At 58.5% G+C, this 7,170-nt stretch carries 8 protein-coding genes and 1 pseudogene; 8 read left to right on the top strand and 1 reads right to left on the bottom strand.

The window, feature by feature from the left end; genetic code table 11:
• The 4 genes and pseudogenes from QMZ25_RS00890 to QMZ25_RS00875 all read left to right on the top strand — a co-directional run.
• Nucleotides 1-1,407: hypothetical protein (locus QMZ25_RS00890; protein WP_283218979.1), on the top strand; the 1,407-nt coding region annotated here is incomplete at its 5' end.
• A 117-nt stretch (nt 1,408-1,524) separates the two neighbouring features.
• Entirely contained in the window at nt 1,525-2,097 is a 573-nt protein-coding gene (locus QMZ25_RS00885) for an H-NS family nucleoid-associated regulatory protein (protein ID WP_283218978.1), read from the top strand.
• Nucleotides 2,098-2,220: 123 nt separating this feature from the next.
• Entirely contained in the window at nt 2,221-2,346 is a 126-nt protein-coding gene (locus QMZ25_RS00880; protein WP_283218977.1) for a hypothetical protein, read from the top strand.
• Nucleotides 2,347-2,472: 126 nt separating this feature from the next.
• A pseudogene (locus QMZ25_RS00875) lies at nt 2,473-2,688 on the top strand (JAB domain-containing protein); the annotation flags it as partial.
• A gap of 76 nt (nt 2,689-2,764) precedes the next feature.
• On the opposite strand, the gene QMZ25_RS00870 reads toward QMZ25_RS00875, so the two are convergent.
• Nucleotides 2,765-3,151 carry a helix-turn-helix transcriptional regulator gene (locus QMZ25_RS00870; protein WP_283218976.1) on the bottom strand — a complete coding sequence of 129 codons (387 nt, stop codon included), beginning with the start codon at nt 3,149-3,151 and terminating at the stop codon, nt 2,765-2,767.
• 188 nt (nt 3,152-3,339) lie between these two features.
• Between QMZ25_RS00870 and QMZ25_RS00865 the strand changes: the two genes are divergently transcribed.
• From QMZ25_RS00865 to QMZ25_RS00850, 4 genes are all read left to right on the top strand, one after another.
• The gene (locus QMZ25_RS00865) at nt 3,340-3,684 is read left to right on the top strand and encodes a hypothetical protein (RefSeq protein ID WP_283218975.1); all 345 of its coding nucleotides are present in this window, start codon (nt 3,340-3,342) and stop codon (nt 3,682-3,684) included.
• A 1,357-nt stretch (nt 3,685-5,041) separates the two neighbouring features.
• Entirely contained in the window at nt 5,042-5,350 is a 309-nt protein-coding gene (locus QMZ25_RS00860; protein WP_283218974.1) for a hypothetical protein, read from the top strand.
• Nucleotides 5,351-5,352: 2 nt separating this feature from the next.
• Nucleotides 5,353-5,694, top strand: a complete 342-nt coding sequence (locus QMZ25_RS00855; protein WP_283218973.1) for a hypothetical protein — start codon at nt 5,353-5,355, stop codon at nt 5,692-5,694.
• On the top strand, nt 5,691-7,148 hold the full coding sequence (locus QMZ25_RS00850) for a YfjI family protein (protein ID WP_180877569.1): 1,458 nt from the start codon (nt 5,691-5,693) through the stop codon (nt 7,146-7,148). Before QMZ25_RS00855 ends, QMZ25_RS00850 begins: the two co-directional genes overlap by 4 nt.
• Nucleotides 7,149-7,170 lie beyond the last annotated feature (22 nt).

The following is a 7,170-nucleotide window of genomic DNA, read 5'->3' as shown; positions in this document are numbered from 1 at the left end:
CGAAGCTTGCTCTATCCGGTGCAGACCCACGCGAATATGTCCGATCTGCACGGCATCTTGCAGAGCTTGGGCCCGCAAAAGTGCATTCAGAATCTGGCATTGAGCGGCGAGCTTGGCTTGCTTCCTGTTGAAGCAACGGACGCTGCAACCGCAGCCATTGTTGTAACCAACAACTTCATGGATACGGAGTTCTATCTATCACTGACCCGGGATCCAAAGACCGCTCCTGAGATCTATAAAAACCCATACTTCCAAGCTGCTGGGCACTCATTCTTGATCACCTACGCTCAGATCGTGGGCGCCGTGAGCGAGCTGATTGACCCCTCTGGAGCATTCCTTTCTGATCCGCAGGTGATTGCTGACAACCTGATGGCGATGGCAGAGAAGCGCATCGAGGGCTACTACTATGGGACGAGGATCGCACGCGCTCCTGTGGGCTTATATGAGTTGTATGAAGGGCAGGCCCGTTTCATACAACTGCAGTTCCTGGCGAGATCATCACAATCCGGTCTGACAATTGATGAGGCTAGGGGCGAGGGCATGCTTGAAGGGGTGTATGGCGCCGCATTCAAGCAGTTCTTGGAGATTTCGGAGACGTCTGAGCCAACGTCTATTATTGGTCCCGTTGTCGCATTGTTCCTATTCATCTGTGACATGGCGATCAACCCAACCGTTGGCTTTCCTGCTCCTATTAAAGTCTACGAGAAGTTCTACCTCGAAGCAGACCCTGGAGTCCGATTCTACCTTCTGTGCAAAGCTGTCATCGAGGAGCCTTCGCTGCGCGATCTGGTTCAAGACTACTCTGCAGAAGAGTACCGAGAGCTAGCGCAAAGACTGGGAAGGCTATCGGAGCTTGGGGATCACATTGCCGATCTGGAGGAGTTCCGGGAGCACGTCGGTGCCAGTGTCGAGGCTCGGGCGTTGATGGCTGAGCATAAGAGCTTCCAGTTCGCGGATAGAAACATTGTTCTGAAGCTTTTGATGGGCGAGTTCATTTCTTTCGTGAATGATCGAACCGAATGCCCGGAATTTTTCTGCTGGGCCGGGTACTGGTTGAACCGGGGGAGCAGCGATAGACCTCGCCAGCTGTGGCTGTCTCACCTGTCGCTGTTCTCGGACAAGGCGGACGACGCTGCTCTGTACCCACGCATGCATCCGGGACGCGCTGAAAAGGATGTGCTCGAGACGTTCAATCAGTTCTTCGCTTCCATGATCTTGTATGACCTGAGCAGACAATGGGTGCTGCAGTCTGGCCCATTCAAGCTCAATTATTCCTGGCTAACCCAGGACGCTGACGATCCAGAGTTTCACGATCGAGTGAATCTCGTGTTTCGAAAGCACTATGGCGTCGGTCTTGCCGATTTCTCGGTCCTTGATAGCGCTGCCATCAGGGCGCAGATCCGCTAATGCTGTAGAGCGCAGCTAGGGGTGTTGCGTCCCCACTCGGAAGCGGAATTGATAACGTACGCGTGATGCTGCTCGCCGACTGTCGCAATTGGCTTTATTGTGCCGGCAGCGATACGCTTGAACCCCTTCCCCTGGAATAGGCCTGTGGCTCTGACGACACTGAAATCGCTCGACGCTGAGATCAAGCAGCTCGAAGCACAGAAGAAGCTTGTTGAGAAGCGTGACAGTGAGGTGCCGCAGGCAATCGCTGTTCTCCAGAAGTACTCTAGAGTCCTCACGGCCGCTCAGCGGCGCCAGATTGCGAAGCTCGTGGGAAGCGCTGGCGATGATGATGCAGGCGTACCCGTGCGAGCTAGGAAGCCTTTAAAGTCCTCAGTCAAAGGACGCACACTCGGCAAGGTTGCCCCGAAGTACCGCCTGCCTACCGGCGAGACTTGGACGGGCAGGGGGCTAACGCCGAAGGTCTTCACGGCGTGGGCTAAGTCCGCTGAAGGCAAGGCCTGGAGTGCTGCGAACGTCGGCGAAAAGTATCCGCCCGCAAGTTCAGTCAAGCCGCAGGCTAAGGTGGGCAAGGCTGTGGTCAAGAAGGCACGCAAGGTCGGCGCTAAGGGTAAGGCGGCGAGTGCTCCTGTCAAAAAAGGCGCCAAGAAGATCGCTCGAAAGACCGTTCGCAAGGCAAAGCCGGCCTAATCTGAAGGCGAGTGCCCTTGTCGACTGGAATCAAAGAAGATTCAAACCTGTACTACCACCTTGAGGACGCTACCGAGAGTCCTTGCGGATAGGGCTCCGCTGGCAGCCCTAGAGGAAGTACACGTGTTGACGAACAGCAAGATCGAGTTGATCTACTGCGTGATGGTGGTCGCCACAGCAGTACTGGCGGGGGTGGTGAAGTGCACAGCCCCAAACAACTGCATCAACTGCAGTTTCATGGATCACTGATCCCAATTAGCGACATAAAGAACGCACAAGGCCCGGCTAGTCCGGGCCTTGTGCGTTTCTGCTGCCAACTACAAAGGTAATGACGATGGTGAACTCGTTTGAAGGTCTGGCCCAGCGCATCCGGGGCCGCGGATCGTGCTTCAACGAGCACTGGCCCTGAACTCAGGAGCTGTGATCCTGGCCCACAACCATCCCAGTGGAAACCCAGACCCGTCAGCTGCCGATAGAGCGATTACCACACGCCTTAAAGAGGCTCTTGTCCTGGTCGACGTTAGGCTGCTGGATCACTTCGTTGTGACGGCAGACCAGGCGCTATCGATGGCTGCGCGGGGAATGCTCTAACGAAACGGCTGCCGCTTCATTGATACCTGGCAAGAGAACTTGGTGCAGTGGTCTCGCAGTAAGCGTGGCACTGCAGTTATAGGGCGGTCCCGGAGTTCTCAATCTTGTCTATGAACTCCTGGCGTCTCTCGGGCGGTAGCTTGGCCAGAGAAGCAAGTGCCATAGCCAGTTCTGCCTGCTGCTTCTCGCCGAGTGTTCCCAGGCACAAGATCGCATCAGCCATCGCTGAGCTGCCTGCGACAAGGTAGGCGGGTGGAACCTCAAGGGCAGCTGCCAGCACGAAAAGCGAATCAAGGCTGACCGCCATTGATTCGCTTTCATATCGGCTTACTCGTGCCGACGCCGTGTCTTTATCCAAGCCCATGCGAACTCCAACTTCACGTTGACTAAGCCCCCGTAAAGCGCGGGCTTGTCGCAAGCGTGCAGCAACCACGCCGCGAGGAACGGGCGTATGGGTGTTCATGAACGGTTGGAGGGCTTGGGCCGCATGCCAACAGGATGACGCCACTTCTACGCACGGGGTAGACTCTACGTGGCACGTAAGTGTGGCGCAACCTCGAGGCCAGTCAGTTGATCGCATGCAGCGGGTTACGTGTCGCTAGCCACGCGAAACAGTCAAACGGGCAATTCAATTAACAAGGAGCAATACACATGGGAGTCATCCTCTACAACGTTCTGATGATCTTCTTCCTGGTCCCCCTGACGATCAGGGCATATCTGAGCCTCAAGAAAAATAGGCTCCCGCTGCCGCATTTCCAGAACAACGTGGTCGTCAACCGGGTCAAGCTGCGCAAGGCAATCGGGATCTGGTCCCCGATTCTCTTCTGGGCCTTCCACGGCGGCTGGCTGATGTTCAACCTGTCCATTGATGCCTGGATCGGCGTACTGGCAACCATTGCCTACATGGTCTCCAGCGCCTTGCTCTCCAGCCAGATCAAGGCCAAGCAAATCGGGGTCATCCCAGAGCAAGCTGCCAGTGGAAACGATCCAGCCTGATCGGCTCCAAGCGGCCAGCCATCGGCTGGCCGCTTCGTATGACCGGAGTACAAATGAAAAAAAACGATAGACGAGAGGAAAGCTGCCTGGGCTAGGGAGCAAGCTTCGGAACTGTGGGCTCGGGCCACAGCGCTGGATGCAAATCCAAGTGGCGGCTGGAGGGATCGTGCCCGCCGGCGGCGGGCTGCCGATAGGCTGATCAGAGAGGCGGCCTACTACGAGCGGCTGGCGTCTCGGCTTGACGGGCTGATCGCCAACGAGGATTGGCTGCCGTTCTAGGTCAAGGTCTGACGCGAGAGACGGACTGGCAAGGGGCCTTGCGCCCCCTGCCAGGGTTCGACGCCATTTTTTCTTTGTACCTTGCGCAGAGCCTTTGCGCGGCCATTCGGCGCCGTTCTTCTCGAAGAACGCGAATCGCTTCTGTCACATCTCGCTGTACTGCTTGTTGCTCATTGATCAATGCACGGGTTGAGATGAAAGCTCAATGATTTAAGCGCCGGATGCAGCGATCAATACAACAAGTTTGACAAGCACTGTGAGCTTTTGCCCTGGGACACCAGAACGGCTGCCGTCACCACAGCGTTGCTCGCGAAGGCGCGGAGAACGCCAGTCACCTCCGACGCCGTCCCGCCGACTCTTGGCTGAACCGGGATGTGCTCTGGGGCAAATTTGAAACTTGTTGCATGGGATTCGATGGCGGCGCGGAATTGAATGGCGCACTGCATTCCGCCCGGTAGCTCGTAAAGGCGGAATTCCACCGCCAACATGGAGCTCGTACCGTTGCCAGCGCCTCAGGCTGGTGAGAGCAAGCTGGAGGACGGTAGCAGCCTGAGTCATGGCTTTTGGTGTCCAGTTGAGAAGCTCTGAGCCGACGGCGATGGGTGGCAGCTCAGAGGATACGGAAAGTTCATTCCGGATTGGAGAGCAGGCTCGTTGGGCGTCCCTCCGCGCTGGCCGCTTTATGGTGGGGCCAGCGCTCCCCGGCAGTCTGGATGCTCTAGAGGTAGCGTCCTGTTCAGGGCAGGGCGCTTCTGAGCAGGGAGTCAGCTTGCGGAAGAGGCCGGTCGGAAGTCGAATCGTCCAAGGTACGTCTCGGCCCGGCATCGTTACGGAACCCCACGCCTGCCGCTGCATTGCGAACCGAATAGACCGTAGTGACCTGCGCTTGGGCTGATCCGATGTGTCTTCCGGCTGCGTCAGCACGATCGTGTCGCCTCAAAGTCGGTTCAAAACCGAATCCTTGAATTTTTGAGCATGTTGTTCCGGGCGGCATACGGATCAAATGGAACCCGACAGGCACACGGCCTGTCGGGAATCCGGCCGGACTCCTTCACATCAACACCCGAAGGTTTCCAACATGAACACGATCCAGATGCGTTCGGCGCCGATGCCGGACTGTGGCACCGTTTTGCCGGCCGATGCTGCACACACTCTCATCCCCGAAGGCCTGCGTGACCGCCCTGCGTTGAGCCTGAAGGAGCTGCTCCGGGTGATCCCGGTTGGCCGCAGCAAGGCCTACAAGCTGATGAAGGAGGATCCGACCTTCCCCAAGGGGGTACCGCTCTATGACGGCGAGAACTCCCCCAAGTTCTACTGGACCCATGAGGCTATCGCCTGGCTGCAGGGCCGTGCCGCCAAGATTGGCGCCAACAGGGGAGGGCTGTGAGCATGAGCAGTCTCGCCGACGCCCTGGCTGGCATCCACACTCCTTTGGACCGCCTCCAGCACGCCTTGGATCAGGATCTGAGCCTGGGCAAGAGCAAGCTGGAGATGGACTTCCGCGAGGCTTATTCCGTGCTGGAGCAGTACCTGATGCAGCGGACGCGCAAGCGCTTGGCGATGGAGCGCTTCAATGCCGCCTACGACCATCAGCTGAGTCTGCCCCAGTTCCGTAAGCTGCTGAATGCGGAACGGGTGCGCCGGCAGGAGACGGGCGACATCGCGGTCTGCTCCGGTTGCGGGCAGCCCGTGCTGAACTCGCCCGCGGCCGAACAGGGGGAGACCGAATGACGACCACCTTTGGCCGTGTTGCCCCCAGCTACCCACTGAACGCCTTCCTGGTGGTGGTGCGAGAAGCGGGTTACGAGATCTCCCGCAACGTTCAGGCACCGGATGCGCTGATCGGGATGAGCTTGATCAGCGCCATCTCCATGGCGTGTCAGGGACTGATCGACGTCAAGCTGCCCACGGGCCTGATCAGGCCCGTATCGCAGAACCTGCTGATCATTGCCGAATCGGGCGAACGCAAGTCGACTGTGTCCTCGCTACTGTTCGCGCCGTTCCGCGACGCGGACACGAAGGCACTGGCATCCCATAAGGAGAAGAAGGAGGCGTACCAAGCCGAACTTGGTGCATGGGAGGCCAAGCTGAAAGGTCTGCGCAGCGCAGTCGCGCGAGCGGTCAGTCGCGGCCAGGACAGCGACGAGCTCGAGGCTCGCTTGCTGGAACACGGCCGCTGCAAGCCGACCGAACCCCGGCTGCGCTACTTCATGCGGCAGGAGATCACCGGCAAAGCGATCACAGAAGCGCTGGTGGGTGACGGGGAGTCGATCGCGATCAGTACCGACGAAGGCCATGTCCTGTTCCGAAGCGAGGCGATGTCTCATCTCGGGCTGCTGAACCGGTTGTGGGATTCCCCGGGTGTGCTGATGCGAGACCGCGCGGACGAGAATCTGCTGGCCATGAATCCCCGGGTGTCGGTCAGCATCATGACCCAGCACGAACCGCTCAAGGCCTTCCTGGATCGAAAGGGATCGGTGGCAAAAGGCAGCGGCCACTGGGCGCGCTACCTGGTGGGCTGGCCGCAATCGAACATGGGCTTCCGCCAGGTGAGCGGAGAGGAACCGACCTGGGAGCATTTGCCGGCGTTCCAGAAGCGGATCGGCGTGCTGCTGGAGCGTTATCGGACCCAGATTCAATCGGGGTCGATCGAACGCGAACTGATCGAGTTCAGTCTCGATGCGAAGAGCCGCTGGGTTGAGCTGGCACAGCAGACTGAGCGTCTGCTTCGCCAGGGTGAGTACCTGAGCGACATCAACGACTTTGCCGCCAAGGTAATGGAGATCCTGGCACGCCTGGCTGCGGCGATGCACTACTTTGCTGAGGAGGTCGGCCCGATCTCAGTCGATACCCTCAATCGAGCGTTCGAGATCGTCAAGTGGCACGAGAGCGAGTACAAGCACCTGTTCTCGCCTGACTCGGTAGTGCCCCAAGACCTTGTCGATGCTCGGGCCTTGGCTCACTACCTCAAAACGCGGATCTGGGGCGGCCCCTTCTCTGATACCTGGGTTCCCCGTAACAACGTGCTTCGCAATGGTCCCGTCAGGAACCGTAGCCGTCTTACTGCAGCTTTGGACGTGCTCCAGGCGCGTGGTGCCCTATGGATTATGACCGGGGCGATGGACCGGAAGTGCTACCTGCGGCTGGCCAACAACTTCTTCGGCCAGATGCAGATGTCCCTGTAGGATGGGGCAGGGGTCGGTGAAG

It is taken from the genome of Stenotrophomonas sp. RS-48, from assembly GCF_030053245.1.
Classification (GTDB): Bacteria; Pseudomonadota; Gammaproteobacteria; order Xanthomonadales; family Xanthomonadaceae; genus Stenotrophomonas; species Stenotrophomonas maltophilia_P.
This window is presented reverse-complemented; position numbering and strand designations above follow the sequence as displayed.